Origin of the sequence: Streptomyces sp. CAI-85 (assembly GCF_013363615.1) — a bacterium.
GTDB lineage: Bacteria > Actinomycetota > Actinomycetes > Streptomycetales > Streptomycetaceae > Streptomyces > Streptomyces antibioticus_B.
In genome coordinates, this window is sequence record NZ_JAANNX010000179.1 from 1 (window position 1) to 1528 (window position 1528).

Annotated in this window: 1 protein-coding gene; it reads right to left on the bottom strand. The window is 68.5% G+C overall.

Features of this window, described 5'->3' with window-relative positions; translation table 11 throughout:
- The coding region (gene atpA, locus G6W55_RS37590) for a F0F1 ATP synthase subunit alpha (RefSeq protein ID WP_175525053.1) at nucleotides 1–1493 on the bottom strand (1493 nt) is incomplete at its 3' end.
- Nucleotides 1494–1528 lie beyond the last annotated feature (35 nt).

Consider the following 1528-nt stretch of genomic DNA (forward strand, 5'->3'; position numbering starts at 1 on the left):
AGGGTGTCGTCCGACATCTTGCCGCCCTCCTTGATGGAGGTCATGAGGCCCTGCTCCTTGCGGTGCAGGTACTCCAGGAGCTCCTTCTCGAAGCGGCGGATGTCGGCCACCGGGACGTCGTCCATCTTGCCGGTGGTACCGGCCCACACGGAGACGACCTGGTCCTCGGTCGGCATCGGCTGGTACTGCGGCTGCTTCAGCAGCTCGACCAGACGCTGACCACGCTCGAGCTGGGCCTTCGACGCGGCGTCCAGGTCGGAACCGAAGGCGGCGAACGCCTCCAGCTCGCGGTACTGGGCGAGGTCGAGGCGCAGTCGGCCGGAGACCTGCTTCATCGCCTTGTGCTGCGCGGAACCGCCGACTCGGGAGACGGAGATACCGACGTTCAGCGCGGGGCGCTGACCGGCGTTGAAGAGGTCCGACTCCAGGAAGCACTGGCCGTCGGTGATGGAGATGACGTTGGTCGGGATGAACGCCGAGACGTCGTTGGCCTTCGTCTCGACGATCGGCAGACCGGTCATCGAGCCCGCGCCCAGCTCGTCGGAGAGCTTCGCGCAGCGCTCCAGCAGACGGGAGTGCAGGTAGAAGACGTCACCGGGGTACGCCTCACGGCCCGGCGGGCGGCGCAGCAGCAGCGACACGGCGCGGTAGGCGTCGGCCTGCTTCGACAGGTCGTCGAAGATGATCAGGACGTGCTTGCCCTCGTACATCCACTGCTGGCCGATGGCCGAGCCGGTGTACGGCGCCAGGTACTTGAAGCCGGCCGGGTCGGACGCCGGGGCGGCGACGATGGTCGTGTACTCCAGCGCGCCGGCCTCTTCCAGGGCGCCCCGCACGGAGGCGATGGTCGAGCCCTTCTGGCCGATGGCGACGTAGACGCAGCGGACCTGCTTCTTCACGTCGCCGGAGCGCCAGTTGTCGCGCTGGTTGATGATCGTGTCGACGGCCAGCGCGGTCTTGCCGGTCTGGCGGTCGCCGATGATGAGCTGACGCTGACCGCGGCCGACCGGGGTCATGGCGTCGACGGCCTTGTAGCCGGTCTCCATCGGCTCGTGCACCGACTTACGGGCCATGACACCCGGAGCCTGAAGCTCCAGGGCACGGCGGCCGGACGTCTCGATCTCGCCGAGGCCGTCGATCGGGTTGCCGAGCGGGTCGACGACGCGGCCGAGGTAGCCCTCGCCGACGGCCACGGAGAGCACCTCACCGGTGCGCTGCACCGGCTGCCCCTCCTCGATGCCGCTGAACTCACCGAGGACGATGGCGCCGATCTCGCGCTCTTCCAGGTTGAGCGCGAGGCCGAGGGTGCCGTCCTCGAACTTCAGCAGTTCGTTGGCCATGGCCGAGGGGAGGCCCTCGACCTTCGCGATGCCGTCGCCGGCAAGGGTGACCGTACCGACCTCCTCGCGCGAGGCCGCGTCCGGCTTGTACGACTGGACAAAGTTCTCCAGCGCGTCCCGGATCTCCTCCGGCCGGATCGTGAGCTCCGCCATCTGGGTTCCCTGCTCTCCTTGTTGGGCCCGAAGTT